The sequence below is a fragment of the Anaerozeibacter quisquiliarum genome, assembly GCF_051162045.1.
In the GTDB taxonomy this organism is placed as follows: domain Bacteria; phylum Bacillota; class Clostridia; order Christensenellales; family Aristaeellaceae; genus Anaerozeibacter; species Anaerozeibacter quisquiliarum.
Map to the genome: position 1 here is coordinate 1 of NZ_JBISDI010000036.1, position 25,371 is coordinate 25,371.

The following is a 25,371-nucleotide window of genomic DNA, read 5'->3' on the forward strand; positions in this document are numbered from 1 at the left end:
GAAAAAAGAGATTGAACCGTTGCACAAGCCCGCGGCCACTCCGACGACTGAAAAAGCAAGGCCCCCGAAATCTCAATGATTTCGGGGGTTTCCGTGGTAGCGGCGACCTGATTCGAACAGGTGACACTCCGGGTATGAACCGCTGAAAATTGGACGCACTGGTGCGAGAAGTCAATGGTATCAAGGGGATTTGGAGCCTCCGGTTTGACGTGTCGGAAAATTAAGTTGCACAGAAGTTGCACATGGGTTTAGCTGGTCTATACTGTGTGTTTAGCATCGATGCAAATCCCTCACTCATGCGCGCAAACATAGCCTCAATACCAGGAAGGGGCATTTCTCTTCGCATATCATAATGTTAATTTTGTTAATTATCTAATCTTTGCTTGACTTTGTACGAAGATTGGCGTATAATAGAGTTAGTTCAAGGGATCACACAAGGAGGTCGCCACCATGAAGTACAGCCAGATTTGCCGGTATGAAGAGATCAACAACGTGGATGCGCAGAGGGTGCGCGCACTGGCCCAAAGCATGATTGAGAACGGCTGGCAGGGCTGCCCGATCTTGGTGTGCGGCGAATCGCTCCTAACTGGCTCTCATCGCCACGCTGCACTGGCCGAAGTCGAGCGGATGTACGCCGAAGACGAGATTGATGAGTATCCGGCCGTGCTGGATCAAGATGTAGCCGAGGATGTGACAGAGATCGTGGAGGCCGCGCTGAGCGCATACGAGGAAGAAAACGGTTGGGTGCCGGACATCGACTACAGCAACATCGGATGGATGCTGACCGGCTCGTTTATCGAACAGTACAAGGATGAGATCGTAGAGTGGTAAGGACAAGCCGCCCCCGCCCGGCCAAAAGCGGGGAGAAGGAGAAGACAATGACACTTTGCGAGGAGTTTGTGATGGACGACGAGATGACAGCCGAAGAAACCGCCGTACTGGCTACGGCGACCGAGCACATTACGCGGGCAAAAAAGATAGTGGACGACGCGATTGACCCCGAAGGCATGCGGGACGTATCGCGCGATGTGACGGCGCAAGCGGACGCTATGCACGCTTACGCACGGGGCATGCTCGCCGCGATGGGCATGATGGGCGGCGCATACGGACTAGACGACGGGTTGAGACTTGCGGAAGGCATCGCATACGGCGACAAAGAGTACGACAGAGCGCGCAAAAAGCTCGACGAGCTGCGCGAAAAGTACAGCGTTTAACGATAAGCCAGACGCCCTCCCGGCCGGGCGAAAGACCGGGAGAAGGAGAGGAACCATGAAAAAGATCATCGCGAACAAGGTGTACGATACCGAGAAGGCAAAGCGGATAGGCGGCCACGACGACGGAATGCCGGGCGATCTGTATTGGTTAAGCGAAGACCTGTACCAGAAGCGCACTGGCGAGTTCTTCTTGCACGGAGAGGGCGGCGCAGCGACGAAGTACGCCAGGACACTCGGACAGAATAGCTGGAGCGGCGGAGAACAGTTGATCCCCCTAACCTACGACGCCGCGCGCGAGTGGGCAGAGATCAACCTTACCGCGGACGAGTACGAGGAAACCTTCGGCGCGATCTCCGAGGATGACAGCGTGACGGCGCTGCACGCACAGATCGATAGTGCAACGCTCGCGCGCGCACGTCAGGCTGCGGCGCAAAACGGATCCACTCTGTCGGCGTGGGTTGAGGCCGCGATAAAGGCGGCGCTGGCGTGAGCAGCACAACCGACAAGAGCCGAAAGGTCGGGCAGGAGTATCATTGCGCGAAATGCGGCAAGCCATATGTGTATCCGGGCGGCAGAAGTACATGCTGCCCGGAGTGTAATACGCAGAATCTCATAGATTACTATACGGAGAGATACTCCAAGACTCGAGGAAAGAGACCGGGGTTTTTAAAGGCGGCCATGCCGCGCATTTGCCAGAATTGCGGCGCAGACTTTGTGCCGAGTATGCCCAATGAATTATACTGCTCGGCGCGCTGTGCGGCAGTGCGAAATGTAATGGCTATGCAAGGCAAGCCGGTGTCCCGAGTTCGAGGCCAACGAAAAGCAGAATCTCGCATCTTGACATGTGTTGACTGCGGCGCGGAATTCGAAAGCGCACGTGCGCCGAAACGCTGTCCAGACTGTACGAAAAAGCATCAGAGAGATTACAACTCAAATTGGGTGCGCATGCGCCGTCAAAAGCAACATCCCGACGCAATCGACGATCCCCTGCCCGATGCGTCGGGGCTCGCCCCCGTCCGACCGGCCGCCTCGTTCGCCAAATCCACCCTGGCCGAGCGGACGTGCCGCGAATGTGGCGAGGCGTTCCGGGGTGGTCCGCGCGCATGGTATTGTCCGGAGTGCAGAACTGAACGCAAGCGACGTCATGGCAGGGAAGCGGCGGCTAGGAAGCGAGCCGGAAAGGTTCGACCGATCGGCAGCACTGATACGTGCGCCGTGTGTGGCGAGCCCTATGTCGTTGAGGGAGGTTTGCAAAAATACTGTAAGCAATGCGCGCCGGAGGCAGTCAAGCTTATTGACAACGCTCAGTCACGCGACTGGAACGCGAATAACCGTGAGCGGATCAACGAACTTCGCAGGATAGGCAAGTACACCCTAACATGCAAAATCTGCGGTAGTTCATTTCACGGCACGTCTGAACGCTGTGTCTACTGCTCGGACGATTGCCGCAAGATTGGGCGGCGGGAAATAAGCCGCGTCACCGAGGCAAAACGGCGTCAATTGGTGCGCGAGCGATCCGGGAATCATGGCCGTCAATGACCACGTTCATACACGCCATAACGCCGCCCATCAATTTCAGAATCGAGGTATCCCATGGATCAGTACAGATTCGACGCCACCCCATACCTGGCCGCGGCCATCGCGCGCAATGAAAAGTGCCGCCGCCGCTTGCAGGCAACGTTCAAACTCAACCGCGCCGCCTGTCACGCCGCAGCGCGCCAATCCGATTACTACAACCATCCGGTAATCGTCAGCGGCCGCGCCGAGCAGGCCATTATGGCCAGGCGCGCGCTGGGCGTCCTGTTGTGCGCTTTGGACGTGGACGATGTGCTCGCCATATTGCGCGATGGCTGGCGGCCCGTATGGCAGGCGCTGTCCGCCATGCCGCATGACGCGGCGGTAAGCATACCGTTCATCCTGCATGGGCCCAAATCGCGCCTGACCTACAATCAGACGATTGATATGCTGGTCGCGGCGGTAACCATGGTTTCCAAGACCGGGCGCGCACTCGTCGGCGACAAGGACACGCGCGAGGTTATGGATTTGCTGAACGGATACGACGCGTTCTGGAAAGATGTTCGACCCGTTTTTACCGACCGCATGCACCCCCACAAGGCCAAGGCCCGCATACTATTCTCAGGCGTCGTCCTGCCCGGCGAGACGGGCATCGCCGACGCGTTCGGCGCCGATCGCTATCGACCGGTTGAACTGCTGGCCGACGCCATGGGCATGAGCATCGATGAATATGTGGATGGCATCTACCTCACGAGCGCAGATCAAACCGCCTGCGTGCTGGCCTCGGATGGCGACGACGAAGCCGCGAAAGACCTTGCCCTGTGGGCGCTGACCTTTCGCGCCATACAGCAGGACCGCGCTTTCTGCCTCGAATCCTTCCGCGACGACCAGGTGGTGGCGGTGGAAGCCGCCAGGCGCGACGCCGAGCGGGCTGAGAACGAGCGCAAAAACACCATAGACCAACTGACCATAGCCAACAAGCAGATTGATGAGCTGTCCAGAAAGTTGGCGGCGGCGGAAGCGCGCGCCGCGTCGCTTGAAGCCGACCGACAAGAGCTTGCCGCCTTGCGCACCGCGCTCTACGCCGCCCAACAGGCGGAGACCGGCGAACCCATCCCGGAAGCGGCCAGGTTGCGCGATCTCCCGCCCGGCATCCTGTCGATCGGCGGGCGCGACACCTGGGCGCGCCGCATGCGTGAGCTGTTCCCGCAGGCCAAGTTCATTCCGGCCGATGTAACCTTCACTGACGCCGACGTGCGCGGCGCGTCCGAGCTCTGGTTCGCTTCGCAATACATGGGGCATTCGGATTTCTACCGCGCCGTGAGCATCGCGCGCGCCAACAATGTGCCGGTCCGCTATTTCCCGTCGACCGGCATCGAGGCTTGCGCCCGCGCGCTGACAGGCGTGGAGTAAACGCCGTCCACCAATTTCAGATACCAAACGCCGCCCGGCACTTTCCATATTCGCCGGGCGGCGTTCAGCATCCCAGTTTGAACTTCTTCATGTGGTCGTCCAGCTGATCCTGCCAGACGCCGATGTATCTGAGCGTCACGTTCTGATCCGAGTGGTTGAAGTGCCGCATCAGGAATACCACATCATGGAAGCGCTGATAATGCCAGTACCCAAATGTCTTGCGCAGCGTGTGGTTGCCCACCGGGAAATCGCACCCGGCCATGCGGCAGAACTTGCCCACGATCTGATACCCCCGCTGGCGCGTGATGGCCTTGGGCTGCCCGGTCGCGCGGCTGCGCTGGCGGGACATGAGCAGCGGCTCATCGTCCTTTCGCCCGGAAAGCAACACATTCAATCGTCGCTGCACGCTCGGGTTAATGAGGATGATGGTCTGCTTGCTGGTTTTTTGCTCCCGCCGCCTCACGTGGCTCTTGCGCACGTCGCCAACCTTGAGGTCGATCATGTCCGAGATGCGAAGCCCGAAGTTCATCCCGCACAGAAACAACAGCTCGGGCAGCCCCTTGCCCTTGACCAACTCAAACACCCGGTTCAACTGCTCCTCGTTCCTGATCGAATCCACCATGTTCATGCTGTGCCCCTCCTTCAAATCCGCATACGTTTTCGCTTTTGAGTTTGCCATATCCCGTAATTGTGGTAAACTCGCTCCAAAATTTCGTTAATGCGCATGGTTTTCGCCCCTTTTCCCCGCTCAGTTTGCATTTGCCTCGTTATGGCTAACTCTTCGGCCCAAATAAAAAACACCCAGCGTTTTCGCTGGATGTTCCCGTCGTTCCCGCTCACTATACTGCCCGGCTCTCAATCCCCTCAAAGGCCCGCTCGATGATCCCCCGCGCGTCCGCGCCGCCCGCCAACCAGGCACGCCGCTGCTCGCCCGTCAGGATCACCGGCATGCGCTCGTGGATGTGCCGGATGCCCGGCGCGGCCGCGCGCGTCAGGATCACGAAGCAGGGCAGCGCCAGGTCCTTCTCCTGCCGGTACAGCCCGGCCATGTAGATCACCGGCGCCTGCGCATACAGCGCCCGCTTCTGCTTGCGCCCATCCTGCGGCTCCCACTCGTAGTAACCGCTGGCCGGGATCAGGCATCGCGCCTCCACCATCGACCGGCGAAACATCGGCTTCTCGCCCGCCGTCTCGCTGCGTGCGTTGATTACCGGCTTCTGGCCCTGCGCCATGCTGTATCCCCACTTCATGGGCACGGCCTTGCTCTCGGCCAGCACCGGCACCACGTCGGTAGGGAAGACCTCGCCCGCCGTCTTGACGCGCATGTCCTCGGTCGCCTTCCGGTTGACCGCCTCGATGATTTGCCGCAGCTCCTCCGCCACGTCGTCCGATTCGATGTAGTAGCGCCCGCACATGCTTATCCCTCCATAAACCACTGTCCCCGGTCGCAGAACAGGTAGATTTCCTGCCCGCGCATCCTGCAGGTATACCTTACCCCCTGGCCGCCCATCTTTAGCGACGGCGCCTCGCGTACGTCCAGCACCTTGTCGATCACTTCCGGCCCGCCCTCGTCCGGGTAGATGGCCAGCGGGATCATGCGCCCGTCCGGCTCGCAGTCCACGCGCACGCGCAGGTACTCCTTGAGAGGGTTACGACGGTCTTGCATAGTTCACACCCCGATCCTCCCTCAAGAATGCCACCGGGTGTATGGTCTGCGTGGTTGGGTCGATCGCCGCATACTGTCGGTCGGCCAGCACCACCGCGCGCTGGATCACCTGATGCCCGAACCGGTACCGCAGGCTGTCCAGCGTCCGCTCCAGCGCGTCCCGCCTTTCGCGCGCGGCGTCGTCGCCCAGCATGGATAGCTGCACCGGCGCGTCCTCGGGCACCAGCGACCCGCAACTGATCCCCATCGACCGCAGCGGCAGCCGGGCCCGGTATCGCTCCATGTACAGCGCGTAGGCCATGCGCGCGATCTCGCCGGTGTTGCTGGTCGCATCGCCCAGCTTGCGCTGGCACCCGTTGGTCGTAAGGTTCACGTCGCGCACGCTGATCGACACCACGCCGGCCCGGAACCCCTGGGCGCGCAGCCGCCGCGCGATGCTCTCGGATAGCAGGTAGCACAGCCGCTTCACGTCCTCGTCGCTTTCCAGGTCGTGCGGCGGCGTGGTGGAGTTGCCGACTGATTTGACCGCCTCGGTCGCCGTCATCTTCATGACCGGCGATTCGTCCAATCCCATCGCGAACGCTTTGAGCATCACGCCGTTCTTGCCCAGCAGCCCTTCCGCCGCCGTCAGGTCCATGTTCGCCAGTTGCCCGATGGTGTTGACGTTCGCCTTCATCAGCTTCTTCGTGGTCTGCGGCCCGACGTACAGCAGCTCCGAGACCGGCAGCGGCCATATCTTTTCCCGGTACCCGTCCTCGCCGATCACCGTCACCGCGTCCGGCTTCTTCATGTCGCTGCCGAGCTTCGCGAACACCTTGTTGAACGACACCCCGACCGATACCGTGATCCCCAGTTCCTCGCGCACCCGGCTCCGGATTTCGTGGGCGATGCGCGTCCCCTCCCGGATGTCCATCCCCGGCTGCGTCAGCCCGATCCAGTTTTCGTCCAGGCCGAACGCCTCCACGCGATCAGTGTACTGCGCGTAGATCGCGCGCATCTTCTCGCTGAAATGCACGTACAGGTCATAGTCTGGCGGCACCACCACCAGCGACGGGCACTTCTGCTTCGCCTGCCAGATGGCCTCGCCCGTCTGTATGCCGAACTTCTTCGCAATCTGGTTCTTGGTCAGCACGATACCGTGGCGCGCCTCCGGGTCGCCGCATACCGCCACCGGCTTCTCGCGGATCGACGGCGTATACAGGCACTCCACCGACGCATAGTAGCTGTTGGCGTCGGAATGCAGAATCACCCGGCCCATGCCGTTTCACCGCCTCACGAACATCTGTTTGAGCTGATTATAAAACAACTGTTCGCGGTTGTCAACTGGCAAATCCCAACAGATTTCATAAAGCGGTGCATTCCTCGGGCGCTTTATCGTCCCTCAGCCCCTTGAACACCGGCTGGCGCAGACCGCCGCCGCTCGTTTTCTCCATGTACTCGACGGTGCAAACCAGGTCGGGCTGTATCCAAACCGCCGTCTCGTTGCCCTCTGGCAGCGCGGCAAATGGATGATGGCGGCGGCGCGGCGCGTCCCTGATGCGCTGAAAGTCGCGGCCCGACACCCCCAGCGTAACATGCCCTTTGTAGACAAGCTCGCCCTCATCGTACTGGCCCGTCACGATGCTGACCACGCCGCGCTCCTTCTCGATGTATCCGCACACCACGAAATCATCGTCGAGCAGGTTCTTGCACTTAATCCAGTCGCGCGTGCGCTTGTCCACGCGGTATAGGCTGTCCTTTCGCTTGGCGACGATGCCCTCAAGGCCCTGCTCGACGGTCAAATTGTACAGCGCCACTCCGTTGTTCTCGATCACGCGCGACACGGCAAACCGGTCGGTCTCGCGCGAGACCGTCTCGCTCAGCATGCGCTTGCGCTCGATTAGTGGCCGATGCATCAAGTCCTCACCGTCCCGGTACAGGATGTCGAACGCCGTAAAGCTGACCGGCAACTGCTTTGCTGCCAGCGCGATCTTGAACCGGTCGCTCATCAGCGCCCGGCGCTGTATCTCGGCGAAGAAGGGCCTACCATCCTTCATCACGAATACCTCGCCGTCCAGAATGCAGCGCGCGTTCACCTGCTGGTGCATATCGCCCAGCTCCGGGTAGGTGTTGGTCACGTTAATCAGCCTTTTGTTGCGCAACTCGGTCCTGCCATCGCCCAGATAGGCAACGCAGCGCACGCCGTCCAACTTCAATTCGTAGATGTACTCCGGCGAATCGAAAGCCGGGCCCGCCTCGCCGATCAGCATGGGCCGCACGTCCTTTGTCTCAAACAGATCCATGTCAGCGGGTGCCGGCATACACCGGGCTGTTCTTGCGGATTTCGTCCTGTGACTGCTGCTTTTCGATGCTGGCCTTGAGCGCGTCCATCAGGTCGATCACAGTGCCCGGCTCAGGCGCGGCCTGCGCGATGTCCCGGCCCTGTATCTTTGCCTCGATCATAGCGCGCAGTTTCATCTGATATTCGTCGTGGTAGGCGTCGGGGATGAAAGGTGCGTCCATCGAATCGATCAGCATCCGCGCCATGTTCAATTCCTGTTCCGAAACCTCGGGCTTGTTGTAGGTCTTGGGCAAGTCCTTGATCTCATCCGCGAAAAACATCGTCTGGATCAGCATGCCTTCCTCGCGCGGTATGATGGCCATCAGCGTGTCACGGCTGCCCATGACGGTCTTGCCGATGGCGATCTTCTGCTGCGCCATCAGCGCCGAACGCAGCAGCTCAAACGCTTTCTCCCCGCCCGCCTCGGGCACGACCTGGTATGATTTCTCGTAGTAGACCGGGCTGATCTGGTTGAGATTAGCAAAGTGCAGGATCGATATGGTCTTGTCCTTGGCGGACTTGGCGTTCTCAATGTCCTCGTCCGTGATGGTCACGTACTTGTCCTTGCCGTACTCGTACCCCTTCACGATGTCCTTGCTCTCGACTTCCGTGCCGCAATGCCCGCAAATCTTCTTGTACCGGATTCGCTGACCGTCCGCGTCATGGAGCTGGTTGAAATGGATGTCGTTGTCCTGCGTGGCCGTGTACATCGATACTGGGATGGACACCAGCGAAAATGCGATTGTGGTCTTGTGCGCGACTGCCATGATTCATCACCTCGCGGGTAGTATGCACGCTTCGCGGATTCGGCATGACCCGCCATTATGCCATCGGATCGACAACAAAAAAAGCCCCCGCCCGGCATGTAGCCGAAGCGGGGGGTGGCTTACACAACTCCTTTCATTTCGGGCCACATGTATGATCTTGAGCTACGGATTGCAACGCTTGCATGGGACGTATCCCTTTCTTTGCGCTTGTTCACTGGTCCCGGTGAAGTATATTTTGTTACTTTCCTTCATCTGGTCAACGCTACTACACCATGAATAGTGGAATTTCCTCGTGTTCCTGTTCAAGATGTAGTCCGTGCCTTCGTCCACTGGTTCTGGCTCCGGCGTTGGCCTCGGAGTGGGCCTCGGCGTAGGTGTCGGCTTCGGCTGTGGTGTGGGCGCATATCGCCCCCAAATGACCTCCTGCGTTTCCTCGTCCGCGGTACCGGTGACCCGGAGCCCTGCGAGAACTTGGACCGCCTTCACAGCAGCTTTGGTTTTGCCGCCATACTGACCGTCGGCTGACCCGATAGCGTAGCCCAACTCGACTAAGCGTTCCTGTAAATCCCGGACGTCATCTCCTTTGGCACCTGGGGCAAGAGCACTATATGTCGGCGTAGGAACTGGCGTAGGCGTCGGACGCGGTGTTGGGGTAGGTGTAGGCTTTGACGACGGGTTGGGCGTAGGCTGCAGCGCAGTAGTGGGCACGGATGAAGGCGTGGTGATCGCGCCCTTGACAGTCGCTGCTGTTGGTGTCGGCCTCAAAGTTGCCGATGGCAACGGCGTCGGGCTCGGTGATGGAATGGCAGCGGTCGATTGAGCCGCCGGAGTACGGACTGCCGCCGGCGAGGTAGAAGTGCTTTTGCGTCCACCGAGTTGGCCTATCCCTGCGAGCAAGATCAGGATAACTAGGATGGTGAAACATCCGCCCCTACGCTTTCTCATCGCGGTTCCTCCCAATCACTTTTCTGTCTGTATTGCGTACGCTTCTGCGTCAATTCTGACCGTGACCGTTCCGTTGATATCCGTGCGCATTACGGGTATTTGCCGATCATACAGGGCGTCCAGAACCACCTGGTGTGGGTGTCCGTACGAATTGCCAGCACCGCAGGAAACCACGGCCACGGTGGGCATCACAGTGTCCAGGAACGCCCCCGACGTAGATGTGTGACTGCCGTGGTGTCCTACGCGAAGGATGTCGGCATCCAAGTCCATTCCCGCGTCGATCATGGCGAACTCATTGATATCCTCGGCGTCGCCGGTGACGATTACGGACGTGGGGCCGTCCGCGATCCGCAGGACTATCGACCACAGATTTATGTTGTCCGGAAACCGTGCGGGATCGGCGGCGGACAGGACGGTCACGGTTGCATCCCCTATTGCAAACTGATCGCCTACGCCTGGATAGATGATGCGCGTCCCCTTGCCGACAAGCTTGCGCAGCAGATCGCCGTAATCCTCCTCGTCGTCCGCGTACTCGGGCATGTACAAGGCGCCAATCGGGCCTCTGCTGGCCAGGTAGCCGAGCAGTCCATCATGATCCTCGTGGGGGTGGGTCAGCACGAGCGTGTCGATGCGGTCGATACCGTTGGCCGTCAGACACGCCTCAACCGCCATGCGGGCCCCAGGCGGGCCTGTGTCGACCATCAACGTTTGACCGGCTGACTTTACGATCGTGCAGTCGCCCTGGCCGACGTCTACGAACTGGACGGTCGTATCTGCGATGGCAGGAAGGAGCCAGGCGATAAGGACCAGGAATGCAAGTAGCTTTTTCATGGGTGTTTACCGGGCAGCAGAGGGAAAATCGCTGCATGGGTATCCCAGTCCTTCATTTCACTGCCTCCCACCATATCCATTCATTTTATTGTACTATGCGTTTACTGTTGTGTCAATAATTGAAAATTTTATGCGCAGAATGTATTGTTTATAGATTCTCGGCGTGCTATACTGTGTCATATTAACTCGATTATTAATGAAAGAAGTGACAACTTAATGGAAATCATCGCAGCAGTAATAGGCGGCGTCATTGTGTTTATGGTAGGCGAGTACCTTAGGATCAAGTTCGTAAACCCAGCGCAGGAGTACATTCAACTTAAAGGACGCATTGCCTACGCGCTTACCATGCATTCGCCCGAAATATCTTATCCATTGGTGGGTATACGCGCTGGAATAGAATTGGATTCCTACAGAGACGCTTCACATGCGCTGCGAACGTTGGCGAGTGAAGTTTCAGGTTTCGCTGAATCTCGGTGTAAGTATCAGCCCTTTGTACCGTCTGAGGATTCGTTGATTAAGGCTAGAAAGGCTCTGACGGGGCTCTCAAACAATGTGTTTGCTGGAAATGTAGAAGATAATTCGCATGCAATATCAGCGAACGTGGAGCGATGGAACATACTGATCGACGTTCTTGATCTACACACAATTGGAGGCCGGGAAAATACTTAAAAGATTGAGTGGATGGCAAGTTGTGATTATGGAGAGCAAATACTTCGTCGCTCTTATTGACCTCCTTGGCTTCTCAAAGATTATCCAGACCCAAAACAAAAACGCCCCTCCCAAGCGTTACGCAAAGAAGGGGCGCTATGTATGTACAGTGGTTATGCCGGGTTGTCCGGATCAGTAGGATTGTCCTTGTCTTTCTCGATGTCGTCGTCCTCGTCTTCGAATGGGGAAGCCTCGTCGCCCTGGAAGCTGCCCGCCAAGTCATATACGGCGGCCTCGATCAGCGCATTGTTGAATGTAATACCGCGCTTCTCGAGTTCTTCCTTCACGTAGGCCAGCTTCTGCGCGCCCTTGCCGGGGCCATACAACTGCTCCGCTGCCCGCACAAAAGACGTGGCCATGATCTGCCCGGCCCGGAATTTCTCCGCGCCCAGCTTGGCCTTGAGCCACGGCACCACGACCGCCGTGACCACCGTCGCCATCAGGCCCAGCACCGCGGTCACGACCTGCGTCAGGTCGATCATCGGGCGGTATTCGGGCTGAGTTGCCTCCGCAATGGCTGGTTGTGCTGACAACGAGATGGCGGTCAGGAGTACTAACGCCACCAGTAAGATGCCAACCCTCTTTTTATTCTTCACGGGTTCCTTCCTTTCTCGCCCTACTTCGGGGCGTTGAGCACTTGGTTGATCGCGGCCATGGCGATGCCGCTGGCCACGGCCCCGATGATCGCGGCTTTTACCTTGCCCCAGGTATCGGCCGGCTGCTTCTCGATGGCCGCCAGGCGGTCGTCGTGCTTGCGTACCGCCTCGTCATGACGCTCGATCATCTCTGTCAGCTTGACGTTCAGCATCTTGATCTCGTCCAACGTCGCCTCCTGCTTGTCGAGGCGCTGCTTGTCGCGCGAAAAGCGCTCGTCACACATGTTCGTGCGCCCTACAAACTCGTGCAACCCAACCGGTCGGTTTTCCATCTTGTCACCCTTCCGTCGTTTATGTGATCCACCGGATCGCGCAGATTAGCCCGCGGTTGCCGCGCCGCGTGGGCGACTTGGCCTTCTGCCGGTTGCGGCAGTAGGTCGTCAGGTTCTTGCCCGTCGGGCCCTTCCCGCTGCCGTGACCGGCGAGCTGGTTTTTCCCCACAACCATCTCGACATGCCCGACGTATTCACAGGCACGTCGGCTCTCGCTGTTGCCGGCGAAGTACAGGCAGTCCCCCTTGACCAACTGTGTGATATCCGGTACCCCGCCCTTGATCGCGATGTCCAGCCGGATCGCCTTGCGCTTGTGCCGGTTCTTGATCTGGTCGGTGGTGCGGCTGCCGATGCCGTAGCCCAGCACGCGCTTCATGACCGCGTTGATCGTGCTGCTACAGTCCCCGTATCCGGGCGTCGCGAATACCCGGTTGCGCTTGCTCCCCTGCGTGTATGTGTTCTTGCCCTTGATCGATCGCATCAGCGCGACCGCGTACTCCCGTTTTTCCTCCACCGTCATGATCCCACCCCCAGTTGTATGGTCCGCTTATGCCCGCACCCGGGGCAGGTGTCCTCCCTGATCTTGCCCATGCCAAATTCCCCGCTGCTCACCGTCCAGCGCATCGGCGCGAGGCATTGCGGGCAGTTCATCGCGCCCACCGGGATCATCTTGCCAAGCCAGGCGTCCATGCCGGGCGGGTCATAGGTTCCGAAGCCCGCGCCGTCGAAGAAGGTGATCTCGCCGAATTTGACCTGCCCGGCGACCAGGTACATGTCCACGCGCACGTAAGGCCACACCCGCCCGCGCCGGTCGGTCACCAGCACCGCCACCTTGCGCGCCGCGCGCGACAGCCGGGACGCGATGACGGGATCGATCTGGCGGCGCTCGGTGGTCGCGTATCCGCGCCGGGCGACGCCGCCCATCTTGCCTCCCCATCGGTCGTAGAAGTCGATGGTGTGCTTGCCTCCGAATTTGCGGTGGTGCTGGATCACCATCGGCTCGCCGCCGAACACCATCACCTTGTAGTCGTCGCGCGCCGCGTCGGCGCTCCATTCCTCGGCGATGATGCGCGGGCGTATCCACCGGTAGGGCGGCTCCCGGCCGTGCCAGAACCAACTGCGCGCCATCCACCGGCGCAGCAGCCGCGCGATCCTGCGCCGCTCGGCTGGCGTGGCCGTGGCGGGATCGTACACCGCCCCGCAATGCGACCCGTGCGTGCATTTCAGGACGCACTTGCAGGTCAGCCGCGTCCAATCGAGCTGATCCACCCGATCCCACACGCCCAGCAGCGGTATCAGCGCCGCGTCGCCCAGGGCCCGCGCCGCCGTTCCGCGTGCGCGCAGCTTGTCAGCGTACCTGGCCATGTGCTGGCCGTCCATGGCCAGCTTCAATCGGGCGAGCTTGTCCCCGAAGGTAACCGGCTCGTCGAGCTCCAACCGCTGGCCGGTCTCAAGGCGAACCCCCCAGCGCAGAAAAGTCACGTCCGGCAACCAGTGCAGCAGCGACAGCAGCCACCTGATTCTGCTCCGCAATCCATCACCCCCTTTGGGAAATTGGCCGAGAATACCGCGCCCCTTGCAATCGGACGGCGCGGCGCGTATAATCCCAGTCACAGAGGCACACTCCGGAATATGGGAGGCGCACCGTGACAGATGAACCGAAAGACGCCGATAACGAACGGTCTAAAGAACCGATCGTGATCGACGGCGTAGAGTACAAAGATGTCGGTATGATATATCTGGCCCCGGGCAATGATTTCGATCTCAGCATTGATGGCCCGGCAGAGAATCGTCGCCTCAGGCGGCGGGGGAAGCACAGGGTCGAATGAACTGATCGCCCCGGCGAGTATCTAATCCTTCTAGTGGTGTGAGGGCGGGCCTAGGCCCGCCCCCGCTGTATCATGGTATAGGGCGGGCCCAGGCCCGCCCCGCTGGTCGTTTCGCCCGCTACGCGCCAGGCTGGATGGGATCGCCGTTTTCATTCAAACCGGCGTCGGCCAGCAGTTGGCGCACGGCGTCTTGGTACCGCGTCGGCACCTGCGCGACCGTGCGCTTGCCGTTGATGATCAACACTGCGTACAACTCAATCATTCTTTGCCTCTCCTTTCTGCAAAAAATCACCGTGAGGATATAAAAAAAGACGCTGCCCATGCGTCAATCCCCCTCTGTCAGCCGCGCCTCAACCTCCGCGCGGTATCGATCCGGGACGCTCTCAATCGTCCGCTTGCCCGCCCTGATCAGTGCCACGTACAGGTCAATCACGGGTTCGTCCCTCCCGTCTGCATGGCCATGATCATCTCGGCCATGTCGGCCATCGCGCCCATCTGCGTCAGCACCAGGCCTTTCACCTCTGCCACCGCATCCGATGTCTTGATAAGTTCATCCGCCTGCCCGTCCATCCGGGCCTTGATCGCTTCCGCGCGCGCCTGCTGTTCCGGCGTCAGTCCCTCAAGCATTGTTGGTCACCTTCCCTTCAAAGTAGTCGAGTAGTTGGTCGATAGCGTTGGGCTCCGGTTCCGGCTCCGGCGGCGGGTTGATTGGCTTGAACATCCCCGTCTCCGGGTCGTACAGCCAGCCTTCGGGCGGCGTGGGCTGGATGAACCGCGCGTCGCCCTCTGCGTCGGCGTCGAAGCCCCAACCCTCGAAAACGAAATCGGGCGCATCTACGAATTGGATGTCCGGGGCGTAGGTGTTGGGCGGGATGTCTGCGATTGACGGGTAAAGGCGCGAGGCGTCCCAGTGGACGAAGCTACCGAGAATTTGAAAGCATTTCATTGGACGACCACCTCCCTAGATTTGGTATTGTAGAATGCACAGACCGGACGTAGCCTCCCCCACTTCCCCCCCAACATTGCCGCCCCCTCGGGCGAAACCAAATGCTCCGCCGCCGCCGCCAGCACCGCCAGTGCTAAGGCTGCCAATTAACCGATACCGATCTCCCGCCCCGCCGGCGTCACCGTATCCGCCGCCACCGCCGCCATAGCCGCTATAACGGTCGCCAGAATTCTCGGTGCTTACCCATGCGTCGCCACCACGTCCGCCAGCACTGCCGTATCCGCCGCCACCACCGCCGCCGCCGCCACCAGCAGCACCGTAGTATTGACCGGAGTTTACGCTTGCGCCGCCAGCACCGCCGTTGCTGGCTTGTTGGCCTACAAACGAATCAGGAGCACTAGCCGTCCCAGACTGACCGCTTTTCCCGGGTACGTATGCTGGATTTGGATCACTTGGTGTCGCCGTCTTTCCTGTTCCACCCTGCCCACCCGCTCCGCCTAGGCTGCCGCCTGAACCACCAAGACCACCCGGGTCATTCTGTACCCCGCCGCCGCCACCGCCGCCGCCATAACTGCCGTTGCCTCCTTTGCCATTTCCTCTACCGCCGCCGCCAGAGCCGCCGTTGCCACCATTCGCACCCGAAGGTGCGCTCCCACCCGATGCAGATAGTAAAGACGAAAACGATGTAACCCCGCCAGCGGTAGGAGTTCCAGAAGTTATCCCCGCTTTTCCTATTGTGATTGGGTAGCTGTTCCCCGGAGTAACGTCTAACACGGCATAGGCCATATGCCCACCGCCGCCACCGGCTTGTCCGTGTGGAACGGTGACACCACTTAGGCTATCTGCTCCACCACCCCCGCCGAACAGCCTTACGTTGACCTTCGTTACCCCCTGAGGGCATACCCACGTCATCGACTCTGTGATAAAACGGGTGATGAGCTGTTTAGTACCCCCCCCGTTAAATTCAATGGACGCGCCATGTTAATCCCTCCTTACGCCACGTATTGGATAACGCAGACCCCAGAGGCCCCGTTTTCTCCCGCACCGGAGTAGTTGCTCTTGAAAACGCCACTACCGCCTCTACCGAATCCGCCGTACCCACCACCACCCCCGCCACCTCCATAGACAAAGTGTGAGGCGCCGTATAGACATGCGGTTCCTGTGCTTGGGTAGCCGGCTGACGTGCCATTATCGCCGTAACCGCCACCCCCGCCGCCACCCGCTGCCCCACCCTGTATCTCACCGACATTCGAGTACCCGCCATTGCCTCCATTGCCGCCGTAGCCCCCTCCGCCTCCGCCTCCCGTGCTTTGGCTGTCACTACCGTAGTGAAGGCTGTTCCCGCCGTTGCCGCCATATCCGCCCCCACCCGCAGCCCCACCGATGACGTTATTTCCCGGGATCACGTTTCCTCGCAAGCCTTGCCCTATAAATTCTAAAGGTGTTGACGAGGTATCGACGCCGTTTTCAGCACTATTCGGAAAACCTGCCCTTTCATCGTAGTCGCCACCCTTACCCCCATAAGTACCGCCGCTACCGCCTAAAGAAAACTTTCCACCGCCACCCCCGCCGCCGTAAGTGCCTCCTTTGCCACCCATGGTATAAAATTGGTTGGTTAGCGTGGTCATGCCACCGCCCCCGCCGCCGCCGTAAGAGCCGTTTCCCCCGAACGCAGGTTGGGCCTCGTTTGCATAACCGCCGCCGCCGCCACCAGTACCCCCATCACCACCGGAACCTAAGAGTTTCCCTCCAGATCCCCCGGGCGCAGACATCTTATTGCTGAAAGATGTGACACCACCAGCACCGCCATCGCCATTAGCAACACTTATTCCCCCTGCACCGATAGTCACTGCGTACGAGACTCCGGGGACTACGTCCAGCAGCCCGTGAGCCATATGCCCGCCACCGCCGCCACCGGGTCGTATATTTGTGCTTTCCGATGAACTTCGCTGCCCACCGGCTCCCCCACCGCCGAACAGCCTTACGTTGACCTTCGTTACCCCCGGAGGGCAGACCCACGGCCCTGATTCAGTGATTAACTGGGTGATGAGCTGCTTCTGCCTGCCCCCGCCCGTCCTATTGACCACCTTAGCCATACCACTACCCCCCCTATCTCGGCTCGATCCGTACTGTGATGTTGACAGTGGGCTTCTCTCGGCAGACGAACAGCACCTTGCCAGCGACGTCATTATCGATGGCCGCCACGCCCGCTTCCTCGTAGGCCGTGCGATGCCCCGGCGCATACGTCACCGCGCACCGCTGCTCCACGCCCATCCCCGGCACGTCGATCTCCTGCTGCCACGCCCCGTCCGGGTGGGTGATGGCCGTCCACGCGTCGCCGCCGAGCAGCACGTAGTCGGCGGTGACCAGCTTGGGTTGCAGGTTGGCCAGCGCATTGTCGACCGCCTGATCCTGCGCGGCAAGCTGCTGCGTGATGGCGGTGTTCTGCGCTTGCAGCTGCTGGGTGACGTCTTGCTTCGTCTGCTCCAACTCAGCCGCCGATGCCTTGCCCGCCAGCGCCTCGGCCATTTCCTCGGCCGTCACGTACACGCCGCTGCCGCCGTCGAAGGTGATATTGTCCGTCCGGCTGATCTTGATCGGTACCCGCATCACCTGCGCGTCCATGGACACCGGGGACAGTACCTGCCCCGCCGATCCCGCGTTGCCGTATGCGTACATGATCTCGTTGCCACTGTCCGGGTCGTGCGCAAACAGCGCGATCTCGCGCCACACGAACTCGCGCGGTATGTCCGCCTTGTCCAGCGTGACCATCGCCACCGCCTGTCCGGTCGTCACCACGATAGACGACATCGCTTTGTAGCAGACCGGCGCGATCATGTCCGTCAGCAGCTCGGGCGCGGCTCCGGCAAGGCTCCCCTCGCCGAACCCGAACCGCGTGAAGTGCGGCTGCGCGCCCGCGTGCCACTTTAGGTCAACCTGTAGGCCCTTGTTGGTGACGGTCAAAAGCTGCCCGCTGAAGCCCATCGCAATCTCACTCCATTCTGAATTGTAGCACCTGGTAGGTCTGCACCGCGATCGCGGTATAAAGCTGCACCGTGCCGCTGGTCTCCACGTAAATCCCGTCCATCACCGCGCTTGCCCGCTTGACCAACTCCACGATCCGCTTTAGCTTCGCGCCGTTCTCGGCCACCGCCGCGCTGTTGCTCGTGTAAATCCGGAAGTGGAACGGCTCCCCGCCGTACTCCCACCACTCCTGCACCGTCGCGTCCCCAAAGTAGTCGGCCACGACGCGCTCGATGGCGGATCTTGTCCCGATCGCACGGTGCACATTGTAGGCCGATTCGATCAGCGCTTTTTTAACACCAACGTCTGCGCTGTAGTCGTACCAAAGCACATTGCGCTGCTTCGCCAGCTCGTCCAGCATGCGCTCCGGCAATCCGTCGACCTGAAATAGGTGCATTGCACGGATCGCGCCTGTCAGCTTATCAAGCGTTGGCTTTATTGCGGCGCACAGGGCGGCAGCCGTCCGATCGTTGCGCATGAATCGCGGCAGCAGCCGCAGGACATCCGCTGCATCCAGATTCATAGTCACACCTCCGTCAGCGCCTCGCAGGTTATCTCTGCGGTGCCGAAGGTGGCGGCTTGATTGGCAGTCAGCGCTGTATATACAGGCGATGTGATTTCCACCTTCACCGCGCCAGCACCGACCAGCAGTGCCAGCAGCTTGTCTGGGTTGATGGCGCGTCCCAGCGCACCGCCTTGCCATGCGTAGTATTGATCCAACACCCCGCCAGGCCCCTCGATCGCGCCGCGCACGACCGACAGGGTCGCGGCGGGCGCGTAGTATTTCAACTCGACGTTGTACGGCACCATCTCCGGGCCGGTCACGGTTACGCGATCAGTCACCGGCCGATGCTCGCTGCTCGAAACAGCGTTCGTCACAGCGCTCAGCACCTGCTGAGACGGTGTTCCACCGCCAACCAGAACGACCACGGTCATTTCTCCAGCGGCCGGAGATACCGCCCGCACATCGATGATATCCGCGTGCGCGGCACGTGCCCAATACTCATACGCCATGCTGCTGCCCGCGGTCGAATAACTCACGGGCGCCATGATGATGCGCTCGCGATAGCTTACATCGCTTTCAGCCTCGCTGCCACCTGCGCTCGCGTTGATGTTGCTTGCCGACGCGACGTAAGCGATTGGGTCGACCAGCGTTGATATTGCGCCGATCGCGTATCCATTGCCGATCACGCCATCCTCGACGCACGTCGCCGCCGAATCGCCAGTCATACTGCCTGCGGTGATGACGATTGTTTCGTCCGTCGCGAAGAACAACTCGCCGTCCGGCGTCACGCGCGTACCGGACGGAATGACTGTGTTTTGCGCGCGGATTACTGACAGCGAGAACCGAATCGTTGTAGTCGCCGGGCGCGCCGATAGTCGTTTGGTAAAGGCAGTTTTCCCGATGGCGTCCAGGAAAGCGCCGTCCGCATGATCGACCAAATTGCGCAACCCGGCCAGGTTAACGCGCGCGCCTACCGCGATCAGTACCTGCATGACCGCCATCAGCACCAGCCGCCGTTCGTCTGCTTCTCCGGTCGTTTCGCCCAGTACGCTGTCAAAGATGCCGATAGCTTCATCGATCATGGTCTGGGCGTCCCCATCGAAAAAGATCAACTCATTCATCCAAATCCACCTCGATTACTGCATTGCCCATCGCATCCAGCAGAACGCGGACGTCCAACACCACAGCATCCGGTTCATACTCCGCGATGTTCTCCCGCACGCTTGTCGCCAGCTTGCGCTGTTCTGTCGGCCCGTGACGGCCGGGCGCGTCCGTGTCGATGCCCATCGGCCGGGCGAATGCAGCTTCTCCCTGCCAGATTCGCAGGATGTTGCGCACATTGTCGGCGACGCGATCATCGCTTGACGCCCACCGCAACGGGGTTTTATCGTCCGATCGAATGGTGCGCACTGCTTCGCCCTCCTTGTGCTTACCAAATGGATATCCGATTGCTTAGGTTCCCGTTCTTGTCCCGGTACTTCTCGACAGGCCTGCTTGTTCTGGTCGGCCTTTTCGTCGAGGACGGCACCTTTTTCTTGGCCTTCTTCCTTTTCTTTTTGCCCCCATTGCCGTTCGTCGCTTTCGGCGGTTTCCCGGCAACCTCGTCCATGCTGATGCTCAGTTGCGCACCAGTTGGCTTTACATTTGTGTCGTGCGTCATGTCGCTCACCTTGAGCGACTTGATACGCCACGTACTTCCTGCATCGCCGACGTGCGCACCGCCGATAAGCAGCTCGTTCGCCTCACCGGCATTGCATGCGGTCCTCCATGCTTCGATCTGCGCCTGCACATCAACGCCCATGCTGGCCAGCAGCAGGACCGAAAAGCTGATCTGTTCCAAGTTCGGCGCCTTCGCGGTGGTTTTCGGCTTTTTCTTCTTCACATCCTTGGTCTTGGATGTATAGCCAACCGTCCACTCAAAATCGCTGAACGTGTATATCTGCGAGCCGTCGACCTTCAATGTCAGCCCGCCCCAGCTCAACACCTCCACCCGCTACCCCTCCAATCTGGCCAGAATGACGCCGCTGCCGTCCGGGAATTCCACGAAGGCCACCGGCGTACCCGGTTGCGGGGGTTGGTTCGCCTCGTCAAGTGCGCCGCGCGCGATGTAAAGCGGCTTGGTCACGCTGTCCATCCGCTCCGGCACAGTCACTCGCGCGCTGCTGCCTTCAAGGCTCGATACGCGCCCCCGCTCTACCATCCCAGCGGCCTCCTCATCGTTAATAAGCTGCGCTCGGCGATCAAATCATGTCGAACAGCGCTCAGGAACCAGGTGCCTTCCAGACCGGCTCGCCCTGTCACGTCGATTGTCTCCCCGGCCGCCATCTCGCTGTCAAACGTCCAGTCCAGTTGCAGGGTCTCGGATAATTTATTCTGATTACGCAGGATGCCCTTGGCAAATCGCTCCGCCTCGGCGATGCTGCCTGCGGCCACATCGCGCACGTGCATCACAGGCCCCACGCCTTTCGGGGCGTCGAATCGGCCGCGATTATCGCTGCTTTCTACTACACAGGCGCATCGTAGCATGTGGGTCAGCGCGCGGTATTGGAACTTCGTGTTGTCGGTAAGCTCGATTTCGTGCACGGCCCGCTTTTTCTCGTAGGCGTGCTCGCCGTATACCACCATCTTGCCGTCGTGCAGCTTGAGTTGGCAGCCCTCCAACTGGCAGCGGCGGGCCAACCAGGCCAAGTCACCGCCGCCGTATTGTGCTACCCTGCCATAGGTTGGGTTTGGTGCATCGTACATCGCGAGTTTCAGGTTGTACCGCTTGGCGAAGTCGCCCAGCAACCGCTTGAACGTGATATTCTCCCAACTCTGAAAATTCTCCGCGCGCGCCAGTGGATTGACGCTCACCGCCCCCAGCGCGCATTCGTCGCCGGTCAGCGCGATGTCGTCGATGTACATCGTACCGGTGTCGTACTTATCTTCGGTCAATCGCAGTTTGTCGCCGCGTTTCGGTTCCCACTTGGACCAAAGCGCGGCAACATCCGCGACGCGGAGCCGGATCGTGTCCGCTATGCCACCTTCGGCGTCGGTTGCGATGGCCACCTTCACGTCGATGTCGTTCGAGATGTCCTCGCCCTCATACAGCACTTTCATGCGTTCACCTCCGCCATGGCGGCGTCAGCTCGGTCTTTTCCTCGTCGATGATGGGGATGACGATTACCTCCCGCCCCTCCATCACCACCCGATCACAATAGGCGGGGTTTTCATGCAGCAGCAGCGAGCACAGCATCGGGTCGCCATAGGCCAACGTAGCGATGTCATCCCATGTGTCGCCCGGGCTCGCTTCGTACAGGTTGGTGTCGTCCCATACCCATTTGCCGAAACTAGGCAAGGCTGGTGCGCCCCCTCTCCGTCTCAATCTCGGCGTACCATGCCTTGAACTGCTCGAATACGTCGTCAATCGCGCTCTTAACCATTTCCTCGTCGGCATTGCCCTGGATGGTGATCTGCGGGGCGAATATCACCTGCCCGCCGCCACCAAGCCCAAGGCCTACGCCAGCTGCAGCCTCCGCGAGCAGACTCTTACTCCTCGGGCTGTCGTTGTGCGGCACGACGGTTTCGTCGTAACGCCCCTCGCCGATCCAAGACAACGTCGGTCCCGTCACCGTTCCGCCCGTCGCCATGCCCGGCACGGAGAAGTTTATAGAGAATTTCGGTTGTACGTTGCTGAGGCTGTATGCGGCCGAAATCAGCCGGCCGCCCGCGCTTTCCAGGCTCGACGCTGCCGTCTGCGACTTGGTGGCAGCAGCCAGTGATTTATCACCTGCGCCTTTAAGCGATGTCGCCGCGCCATTTTGCGCATCGGCCGCGCCCTGCATCTGACCAAGCACGGACGGGTCCATAAACTGCGGCAGCTTGAAACTCATCGCGTCGCCGTATCCCGCCTCCGACATGCCCTTGTTGGCGTTGGCGTAGTCGATCAGTGCGAAGGCGTCCAACAGCGCGCCGGACAGCGATTTCGGGTCCAGGAATTGCCCGTTCTCACCCTCGACGATGGCGGCAAGCAGAGCGCCAATCTCCGACATGGCCTCGGGCGTAGCGAACTTCGCCATCTCCTGCACAACTGTATCGGACATCGACTCGTACGCCGCCAGCAACTCGCCGAAGGCCATCGAATCGGCCATCTGGTCAAAGCTGGTGTACTGGCTGCCCGCGAGGTATTCTTGCTGCACACTCTCCGGGAATGCCTTTTTCAGATACTCAGCCTGTGCATGCTCGTCCATCCAATCTGGCTTGAACTGATCGATCTGCGCGATCGCCTGATAGTATTCGCCATTCTGCGCCAGCAGCGCCGACATATCGCCGTACTGGCTCAGCATCCCGTCTGCAAGGGCGGATACAGATTGCGTATACTGGGCATTGGCCTCTGCCAGCGCAATAGGTAGTTCCGCCCGAAGATCGGAGATCAGTTTACTCTCCTGATCGGCAGATGCCGTATCGCCGCGCGCGGCCGCTTCGGCCATACGCTCCTGCGCCGCGATGATCTGATCGGAGTATACGCCGGTAACAGCCTCACGCCTTTGCCGCAGCACTTCCTGCTCGTAGGCCAGCGCCTTTACGTACATCTCCTGATCGCCGTAGCCCGCTTTCACGGATTGACTGTACATCCTGGCCCGCCTTGCTTCCGGTCCGGTCAGGTCGCCCAGCGCGTCGGCCACTTCCTGGATGTCCGCGAGCACGGCGTTCTTGCTTTCCGCATCGACGCCGAGCGTGATGGCAGATGCCGCGGTCTGCAGCTCAGTCAGCGCTGTGTTGGCCTCCTGGATCTTCGTGACCACCCACCACGTTCCAAGCGCTGCACTCGTCAGGCCCAGCGCCAGCACGGCGCCTCCCGGATGTTTGCCGAAGAAGCTGGTGATTACGCCAGCCTTCTCGATAACAGAGCCCAGCGCCCAGATAATGCCGCCGCCCGCCGTGGCGTAAGCCGTGCTGCTTACCAGGACGCTCTGAGCGTTTTTATCCAAGTTCCCAAACGCATCAATGACCTCGCCGATCTTCGTCTTGATGGGTTCGAGCGCCTCGGCCACCGTTTCACCGTAGTTTGCCATCGCGTTTGCGCCCTTGTTTGCCAGCATCTTGTCCTGCGCTTCTGTTGTGCTGGCGAACATGTTGTATTCCTTGTCCAGTGCAGTGTTTTCGTCCCACGCCTTGCGCGACGTCTCGATGGCCGATCGGAACAACTCCTGCGCGCCGGCCGCCGCCAGGATAGCATTGGACAGGCGTACCTCGGTCAACCCCATGTCGTTAAGGATACTGACCGCACTCTCGTCCTTGATGCCGCCCAGCCCTTCGACAAACCGCAGCATCATTTCCGTGGGATCGTTCGCCCACATCTTTTTGAACTGGTCCGTCGTGACGCCGGCAATCCCGGCGTAGTCCTCCAGCGACACCGCGGCTTTCAGGTACCCTTTCAGTTCCTTGGTTGTCAACCCGAAGGATTCCGCGATGCCCTTGAAGTCCTTGGGCGAATTGGATGCCATCAGCTCCATCTCACGCAGGGATTTGCCGGTCTTTTGCAACACACCGTCCATCTTCCCGCTGACCTGGGCCGAGACCTCCATGCTCTTCATCAGCTTCGACCATGCGCTGCCGCCCGCCTCCGCCTCGATGCCGGATGCGTGAAGCGCAGCGCCAAACCCCATCACGTCCGCCGCGGCCATGTTGACCGCATCGCCGGTGGACATCATGCGGTAGGTATAGTCGACGATGTCTGATTCGTTGGTGGCTAGAGTGTTGCCGAGCGCGACGATGGAGCTACCCATGTTGGACAGGTTGCCCGCACCAACGTCCAGCACGCCGGTGATCTTTGCTACCGATTCGCTGGCCGATTCCGCCGACAGGTCTGTGGCGGTATCCAGCTTTGCCATGACCAACGTAAAACCTTCGAGGTCGTCAATCGGGATACCCATCTTGGCGCCGGCCGCAGCACCCCTTAACAGTTCCTGATAGGTGATGGGCATTTCTTGGCTGTGCTTGAGCATGTTCTGCTTGAACTGCTCGTATTGCTCGTCGGTGCCCTCGGCGACCTTCATGACCTGCATAAGCTCCGATTCGTATTCCTTCGATAGCCCATACGATTTACCGCCCAACGCCAGCAGCGGCAAGGCGATATGCGTGGTGATGCCCTTCCCGACCTTCTTGATGGTGGAACCGACGCTTTCCAGCTTTTGCCCCATCGCCTGGATCGCCTTTGTCGATTCCTCCCAGCTTTTCTTCCCGGCAGCTTTTTCAGCTGCCTCCGCAACCTGGCTGTAGTAGGCCAGCTGGGTTTCCTGCTCTGCCTTGAGTTCTGCGTTGGCCTCGGCGTGCTGCTTCTCCAGATCTATAATGGCCTGCTTCTGATCCAGTTCAAAGTCAGCCATAGCCTGACGCTTCTGCGCCATGGTCATCGTCTTGTTGTTGCGAAGGGCTTCTTGCAGCAGCGCTTTTTGACTGGCCTGCTCGGCCTTCAACTGCGCCTTGGCGGTTTTCTGCGCGCCTTTCATCGTGCTCTGCGCGACCGCCATTTCGGCCTTCTGGTTCGCCTTCAGCGCGGCGGCGGATAGCTTCTGCAAATCGTTGCTTGCCGCCTGTACCGCCTTTTCCAGTGATGGGTCGATTTTACCGCCCATCTGAATGATCGTCTCAAGGGTCTTTGCCATCCGCCGTCACCTCCTTCTGCGACCGCGCTTCCCGCGGCTCGAATATTGCGGTTGCTTATCACGTAGCTTCTTGACGATCTCGCTCTGTCGCTTACCAGCCTTGGCTAGATCGT

The 25,371-nt window shown here is 60.1% G+C and carries 34 protein-coding genes; 6 read left to right on the plus strand and 28 right to left on the minus strand.

Going from position 1 to position 25,371, the window contains the following annotated elements; genetic code table 11:
- Positions 1–450: 450 nt before the first annotated feature.
- The 4 genes from ACH6CV_RS14290 (at position 451) to ACH6CV_RS14305 (ending at position 4,142) form a co-directional block, all read left to right on the plus strand.
- The gene (locus tag ACH6CV_RS14290) at positions 451–831 is read left to right on the plus strand and encodes a hypothetical protein (RefSeq protein WP_456358883.1); all 381 of its coding nucleotides are present in this window, start codon (positions 451–453) and stop codon (positions 829–831) included.
- Between the two features lie 47 nt (positions 832–878).
- Positions 879–1,214, plus strand: a complete 336-nt coding sequence (locus ACH6CV_RS14295) for a hypothetical protein (RefSeq protein ID WP_456358884.1) — start codon at positions 879–881, stop codon at positions 1,212–1,214.
- A gap of 55 nt (positions 1,215–1,269) precedes the next feature.
- A complete protein-coding gene (locus tag ACH6CV_RS14300; RefSeq protein WP_456358885.1) occupies positions 1,270–1,704 on the plus strand; it encodes a hypothetical protein in 435 nt (144 codons plus the stop codon).
- A gap of 1,103 nt (positions 1,705–2,807) precedes the next feature.
- On the plus strand, positions 2,808–4,142 hold the full coding sequence (locus ACH6CV_RS14305; RefSeq protein WP_456358886.1) for a hypothetical protein: 1,335 nt from the start codon (positions 2,808–2,810) through the stop codon (positions 4,140–4,142).
- Positions 4,143–4,206: 64 nt separating this feature from the next.
- On the opposite strand, the gene ACH6CV_RS14310 is transcribed toward ACH6CV_RS14305, so the two are convergent.
- From ACH6CV_RS14310 to ACH6CV_RS14350, 9 genes are all read right to left on the minus strand, one after another.
- The gene (locus ACH6CV_RS14310) at positions 4,207–4,770 is read right to left on the minus strand and encodes a tyrosine-type recombinase/integrase (protein WP_456358887.1); all 564 of its coding nucleotides are present in this window, start codon (positions 4,768–4,770) and stop codon (positions 4,207–4,209) included.
- A gap of 211 nt (positions 4,771–4,981) precedes the next feature.
- Positions 4,982–5,557, minus strand: a complete 576-nt coding sequence (locus ACH6CV_RS14315; protein WP_456358888.1) for an SOS response-associated peptidase — start codon at positions 5,555–5,557, stop codon at positions 4,982–4,984.
- Between the two features lie 2 nt (positions 5,558–5,559).
- Complete coding sequence (locus ACH6CV_RS14320) at positions 5,560–5,808, minus strand: hypothetical protein (RefSeq protein ID WP_456358889.1); 249 nt, start codon at positions 5,806–5,808, stop codon at positions 5,560–5,562.
- Positions 5,792–7,066, minus strand: coding sequence for a DNA polymerase Y family protein (locus ACH6CV_RS14325; RefSeq protein WP_456358890.1), 1,275 nt, complete (start codon positions 7,064–7,066; stop codon positions 5,792–5,794). The genes ACH6CV_RS14320 and ACH6CV_RS14325 overlap by 17 nt, the downstream gene beginning before the upstream one ends.
- 85 nt (positions 7,067–7,151) lie before the next feature.
- Complete coding sequence (ligD, locus tag ACH6CV_RS14330; protein WP_456358891.1) at positions 7,152–8,108, minus strand: non-homologous end-joining DNA ligase; 957 nt, start codon at positions 8,106–8,108, stop codon at positions 7,152–7,154.
- A complete protein-coding gene (gene ku / locus ACH6CV_RS14335; RefSeq protein WP_456358892.1) occupies positions 8,092–8,895 on the minus strand; it encodes a non-homologous end joining protein Ku in 804 nt (267 codons plus the stop codon). The genes ligD and ku overlap by 17 nt, the downstream gene beginning before the upstream one ends.
- Before the next feature lie 162 nt (positions 8,896–9,057).
- Positions 9,058–9,603 (minus strand): peptidoglycan-binding protein, encoded by a 546-nt coding sequence (locus tag ACH6CV_RS14340; protein ID WP_456358934.1) that lies wholly within the window; start codon positions 9,601–9,603, stop codon positions 9,058–9,060.
- On the minus strand, positions 9,500–9,820 hold the full coding sequence (locus tag ACH6CV_RS14345) for a hypothetical protein (protein WP_456358935.1): 321 nt from the start codon (positions 9,818–9,820) through the stop codon (positions 9,500–9,502). Before ACH6CV_RS14345 ends, ACH6CV_RS14340 begins: the two co-directional genes overlap by 104 nt.
- Before the next feature lie 35 nt (positions 9,821–9,855).
- Positions 9,856–10,671: a ComEC/Rec2 family competence protein gene (locus ACH6CV_RS14350; RefSeq protein ID WP_456358893.1), complete on the minus strand. Its 816-nt coding sequence runs from the start codon at positions 10,669–10,671 to the stop codon at positions 9,856–9,858.
- A gap of 216 nt (positions 10,672–10,887) precedes the next feature.
- On the opposite strand from ACH6CV_RS14350, the gene ACH6CV_RS14355 reads away from it, so the two are divergent.
- Positions 10,888–11,340, plus strand: a complete 453-nt coding sequence (locus ACH6CV_RS14355; RefSeq protein ID WP_456358894.1) for a hypothetical protein — start codon at positions 10,888–10,890, stop codon at positions 11,338–11,340.
- Between the two features lie 152 nt (positions 11,341–11,492).
- Here ACH6CV_RS14355 and ACH6CV_RS14360 read toward each other — a convergent pair whose 3' ends face one another.
- The 4 genes from ACH6CV_RS14360 to ACH6CV_RS14375 are packed head-to-tail and all read right to left on the minus strand — an operon-like array spanning position 11,493 to position 13,840.
- Complete coding sequence (locus tag ACH6CV_RS14360) at positions 11,493–11,975, minus strand: phage holin, LLH family (RefSeq protein WP_456358895.1); 483 nt, start codon at positions 11,973–11,975, stop codon at positions 11,493–11,495.
- 20 nt (positions 11,976–11,995) lie between these two features.
- Positions 11,996–12,307, minus strand: coding sequence for a hypothetical protein (locus ACH6CV_RS14365; protein ID WP_456358896.1), 312 nt, complete (start codon positions 12,305–12,307; stop codon positions 11,996–11,998).
- Positions 12,308–12,326: 19 nt separating this feature from the next.
- Positions 12,327–12,827: a hypothetical protein gene (locus tag ACH6CV_RS14370; protein ID WP_456358897.1), complete on the minus strand. Its 501-nt coding sequence runs from the start codon at positions 12,825–12,827 to the stop codon at positions 12,327–12,329.
- Positions 12,824–13,840: an ATP-grasp fold amidoligase family protein gene (locus tag ACH6CV_RS14375; protein WP_456358898.1), complete on the minus strand. Its 1,017-nt coding sequence runs from the start codon at positions 13,838–13,840 to the stop codon at positions 12,824–12,826. The genes ACH6CV_RS14370 and ACH6CV_RS14375 overlap by 4 nt, the downstream gene beginning before the upstream one ends.
- 113 nt (positions 13,841–13,953) lie before the next feature.
- On the opposite strand from ACH6CV_RS14375, the gene ACH6CV_RS14380 reads away from it, so the two are divergent.
- Positions 13,954–14,136 (plus strand): hypothetical protein, encoded by a 183-nt coding sequence (locus ACH6CV_RS14380; RefSeq protein ID WP_456358899.1) that lies wholly within the window; start codon positions 13,954–13,956, stop codon positions 14,134–14,136.
- 118 nt (positions 14,137–14,254) lie between these two features.
- Here ACH6CV_RS14380 and ACH6CV_RS14385 read toward each other — a convergent pair whose 3' ends face one another.
- The 15 genes from ACH6CV_RS14385 to ACH6CV_RS14455 form a co-directional block, all read right to left on the minus strand.
- The gene (locus ACH6CV_RS14385) at positions 14,255–14,398 is read right to left on the minus strand and encodes a CD1375 family protein (protein ID WP_456358900.1); all 144 of its coding nucleotides are present in this window, start codon (positions 14,396–14,398) and stop codon (positions 14,255–14,257) included.
- Between the two features lie 63 nt (positions 14,399–14,461).
- Positions 14,462–14,569, minus strand: coding sequence for a CD1375 family protein (locus ACH6CV_RS14390; RefSeq protein ID WP_456358901.1), 108 nt, complete (start codon positions 14,567–14,569; stop codon positions 14,462–14,464).
- Positions 14,566–14,763 carry a hypothetical protein gene (locus tag ACH6CV_RS14395; RefSeq protein WP_456358902.1) on the minus strand — a complete coding sequence of 66 codons (198 nt, stop codon included), beginning with the start codon at positions 14,761–14,763 and terminating at the stop codon, positions 14,566–14,568. The genes ACH6CV_RS14390 and ACH6CV_RS14395 overlap by 4 nt, the downstream gene beginning before the upstream one ends.
- The gene (locus ACH6CV_RS14400; RefSeq protein ID WP_456358903.1) at positions 14,756–15,082 is read right to left on the minus strand and encodes a hypothetical protein; all 327 of its coding nucleotides are present in this window, start codon (positions 15,080–15,082) and stop codon (positions 14,756–14,758) included. Before ACH6CV_RS14400 ends, ACH6CV_RS14395 begins: the two co-directional genes overlap by 8 nt.
- A gap of 15 nt (positions 15,083–15,097) precedes the next feature.
- On the minus strand, positions 15,098–15,994 hold the full coding sequence (locus ACH6CV_RS14405; RefSeq protein WP_456358904.1) for a hypothetical protein: 897 nt from the start codon (positions 15,992–15,994) through the stop codon (positions 15,098–15,100).
- Between the two features lie 80 nt (positions 15,995–16,074).
- Positions 16,075–17,271: a glycine-rich domain-containing protein gene (locus ACH6CV_RS14410; protein WP_456358905.1), complete on the minus strand. Its 1,197-nt coding sequence runs from the start codon at positions 17,269–17,271 to the stop codon at positions 16,075–16,077.
- On the minus strand, positions 17,192–18,067 hold the full coding sequence (locus ACH6CV_RS14415; RefSeq protein WP_456358906.1) for a hypothetical protein: 876 nt from the start codon (positions 18,065–18,067) through the stop codon (positions 17,192–17,194). The genes ACH6CV_RS14410 and ACH6CV_RS14415 overlap by 80 nt, the downstream gene beginning before the upstream one ends.
- 7 nt (positions 18,068–18,074) lie before the next feature.
- The gene (locus ACH6CV_RS14420) at positions 18,075–18,629 is read right to left on the minus strand and encodes a phage tail protein I (protein ID WP_456358907.1); all 555 of its coding nucleotides are present in this window, start codon (positions 18,627–18,629) and stop codon (positions 18,075–18,077) included.
- A 2-nt stretch (positions 18,630–18,631) separates the two neighbouring features.
- Entirely contained in the window at positions 18,632–19,732 is a 1,101-nt protein-coding gene (locus ACH6CV_RS14425; protein WP_456358908.1) for a baseplate J/gp47 family protein, read from the minus strand.
- Positions 19,725–20,021 (minus strand): hypothetical protein, encoded by a 297-nt coding sequence (locus tag ACH6CV_RS14430; protein WP_456358909.1) that lies wholly within the window; start codon positions 20,019–20,021, stop codon positions 19,725–19,727. Before ACH6CV_RS14430 ends, ACH6CV_RS14425 begins: the two co-directional genes overlap by 8 nt.
- A gap of 19 nt (positions 20,022–20,040) precedes the next feature.
- Positions 20,041–20,601, minus strand: coding sequence for a phage tail protein (locus ACH6CV_RS14435; protein WP_456358910.1), 561 nt, complete (start codon positions 20,599–20,601; stop codon positions 20,041–20,043).
- 3 nt (positions 20,602–20,604) lie between these two features.
- Positions 20,605–20,811: a hypothetical protein gene (locus ACH6CV_RS14440; protein WP_456358911.1), complete on the minus strand. Its 207-nt coding sequence runs from the start codon at positions 20,809–20,811 to the stop codon at positions 20,605–20,607.
- Complete coding sequence (locus ACH6CV_RS14445; protein ID WP_456358912.1) at positions 20,805–21,710, minus strand: phage late control D family protein; 906 nt, start codon at positions 21,708–21,710, stop codon at positions 20,805–20,807. The genes ACH6CV_RS14440 and ACH6CV_RS14445 overlap by 7 nt, the downstream gene beginning before the upstream one ends.
- Before the next feature lie 4 nt (positions 21,711–21,714).
- Complete coding sequence (locus ACH6CV_RS14450) at positions 21,715–21,948, minus strand: hypothetical protein (RefSeq protein WP_456358913.1); 234 nt, start codon at positions 21,946–21,948, stop codon at positions 21,715–21,717.
- Positions 21,941–25,258 (minus strand): phage tail tape measure protein, encoded by a 3,318-nt coding sequence (locus ACH6CV_RS14455; protein WP_456358914.1) that lies wholly within the window; start codon positions 25,256–25,258, stop codon positions 21,941–21,943. Before ACH6CV_RS14455 ends, ACH6CV_RS14450 begins: the two co-directional genes overlap by 8 nt.
- Positions 25,259–25,371: the final 113 nt, after the last annotated feature.

Coding starts and splice junctions, on each gene's coding strand:
- ACH6CV_RS14290 (WP_456358883.1), top strand. CDS start 451: ATGAAGTACAGCCAGATTTGCCGGTATGAAGAGATCAACAACGTGGAT.
- ACH6CV_RS14295 (WP_456358884.1), top strand. CDS start 879: ATGACACTTTGCGAGGAGTTTGTGATGGACGACGAGATGACAGCCGAA.
- ACH6CV_RS14300 (WP_456358885.1), top strand. CDS start 1,270: ATGAAAAAGATCATCGCGAACAAGGTGTACGATACCGAGAAGGCAAAG.
- ACH6CV_RS14305 (WP_456358886.1), top strand. CDS start 2,808: ATGGATCAGTACAGATTCGACGCCACCCCATACCTGGCCGCGGCCATC.
- ACH6CV_RS14310 (WP_456358887.1), bottom strand. CDS start 4,770: ATGAACATGGTGGATTCGATCAGGAACGAGGAGCAGTTGAACCGGGTG.
- ACH6CV_RS14315 (WP_456358888.1), bottom strand. CDS start 5,557: ATGTGCGGGCGCTACTACATCGAATCGGACGACGTGGCGGAGGAGCTG.
- ACH6CV_RS14320 (WP_456358889.1), bottom strand. CDS start 5,808: ATGCAAGACCGTCGTAACCCTCTCAAGGAGTACCTGCGCGTGCGCGTG.
- ACH6CV_RS14325 (WP_456358890.1), bottom strand. CDS start 7,066: ATGGGCCGGGTGATTCTGCATTCCGACGCCAACAGCTACTATGCGTCG.
- ligD (WP_456358891.1), bottom strand. CDS start 8,108: ATGCCGGCACCCGCTGACATGGATCTGTTTGAGACAAAGGACGTGCGG.
- ku (WP_456358892.1), bottom strand. CDS start 8,895: ATGGCAGTCGCGCACAAGACCACAATCGCATTTTCGCTGGTGTCCATC.
- ACH6CV_RS14345 (WP_456358935.1), bottom strand. CDS start 9,820: ATGTTTCACCATCCTAGTTATCCTGATCTTGCTCGCAGGGATAGGCCA.
- ACH6CV_RS14350 (WP_456358893.1), bottom strand. CDS start 10,671: ATGAAAAAGCTACTTGCATTCCTGGTCCTTATCGCCTGGCTCCTTCCT.
- ACH6CV_RS14355 (WP_456358894.1), top strand. CDS start 10,888: ATGGAAATCATCGCAGCAGTAATAGGCGGCGTCATTGTGTTTATGGTA.
- ACH6CV_RS14365 (WP_456358896.1), bottom strand. CDS start 12,307: ATGGAAAACCGACCGGTTGGGTTGCACGAGTTTGTAGGGCGCACGAAC.
- ACH6CV_RS14370 (WP_456358897.1), bottom strand. CDS start 12,827: ATGACGGTGGAGGAAAAACGGGAGTACGCGGTCGCGCTGATGCGATCG.
- ACH6CV_RS14385 (WP_456358900.1), bottom strand. CDS start 14,398: ATGATTGAGTTGTACGCAGTGTTGATCATCAACGGCAAGCGCACGGTC.
- ACH6CV_RS14395 (WP_456358902.1), bottom strand. CDS start 14,763: ATGCTTGAGGGACTGACGCCGGAACAGCAGGCGCGCGCGGAAGCGATC.
- ACH6CV_RS14400 (WP_456358903.1), bottom strand. CDS start 15,082: ATGAAATGCTTTCAAATTCTCGGTAGCTTCGTCCACTGGGACGCCTCG.
- ACH6CV_RS14405 (WP_456358904.1), bottom strand. CDS start 15,994: ATGACGTGGGTATGCCCTCAGGGGGTAACGAAGGTCAACGTAAGGCTG.
- ACH6CV_RS14410 (WP_456358905.1), bottom strand. CDS start 17,271: ATGACGTCGCTGGCAAGGTGCTGTTCGTCTGCCGAGAGAAGCCCACTG.
- ACH6CV_RS14415 (WP_456358906.1), bottom strand. CDS start 18,067: ATGGGCTTCAGCGGGCAGCTTTTGACCGTCACCAACAAGGGCCTACAG.
- ACH6CV_RS14420 (WP_456358907.1), bottom strand. CDS start 18,629: ATGAATCTGGATGCAGCGGATGTCCTGCGGCTGCTGCCGCGATTCATG.
- ACH6CV_RS14425 (WP_456358908.1), bottom strand. CDS start 19,732: ATGAATGAGTTGATCTTTTTCGATGGGGACGCCCAGACCATGATCGAT.
- ACH6CV_RS14440 (WP_456358911.1), bottom strand. CDS start 20,811: ATGGTAGAGCGGGGGCGCGTATCGAGCCTTGAAGGCAGCAGCGCGCGA.
- ACH6CV_RS14445 (WP_456358912.1), bottom strand. CDS start 21,710: ATGAAAGTGCTGTATGAGGGCGAGGACATCTCGAACGACATCGACGTG.
- ACH6CV_RS14455 (WP_456358914.1), bottom strand. CDS start 25,258: ATGGCAAAGACCCTTGAGACGATCATTCAGATGGGCGGTAAAATCGAC.